General features: G+C 54.5%; 1 protein-coding gene. It reads right to left on the minus strand.

Going from position 1 to position 651, the window contains the following annotated elements:
• Nucleotides 1–651: PHA/PHB synthase family protein (locus VZ95_RS19515; RefSeq protein WP_045777346.1), on the minus strand; the 651-nt coding region annotated here is incomplete at both ends.

Below are 651 nucleotides of genomic sequence, written 5' to 3' on the forward strand. Positions count from 1 at the left end.
AAAGGGAACGGGTCTTTCCCGAGCAGGTAGTTATTCACCACGAACGACCAAATGAGATCATTCGCGCGCAGCATATTGAAGCTATTGGCCATATCGCGGCCTTCGAGCACGCCGGTTTTCGCCATTTTATGTTCAAGCGACTGAAGTTGCTCTTCATCGATAAAGACCGAAAGCTCGCCCGCTTCGGTGAAATCCACCATCGTGGTGAAATAGGTCACGCTCAGTACCGGCGCGCGGCGTTTTGCGGCAAGATAGGCGAGGGTGCTGGCGGTCAGCGTGCCGCCGAGGCAGTAGCCGATCAGATTGACCTTCGCCTCGCCGGTAATCTCTTGGATCGCCGCAATCGCCTCCAGCGGGCCTTCCTTCATGTAATCGGCAAAGCTTTTGCTGGTCAGGCGCGGGTCGGGGTTGACCCAGGAAATGCAAAAAACCGTCAGTCCTTGATCGACGGCCCATTTAATGAAGGAATTCTGCGGTTTCAGGTCGAGAATATAATATTTATTGATCCACGGCGGCACGATGAGCAGCGGCACTTTTTGCACCGTCTCCGTGCTCGGCGAATATTGAATAAGCTCGATCAAATCATTGCGAAACACCACCGCACCGGGGGAGAGCACGATATTGCGGCCCACGTCGAAGGCTTCGGTATCG

It is taken from the genome of Elstera litoralis, from assembly GCF_000963705.1.
Classification (GTDB): domain Bacteria; phylum Pseudomonadota; class Alphaproteobacteria; order Elsterales; family Elsteraceae; genus Elstera; species Elstera litoralis.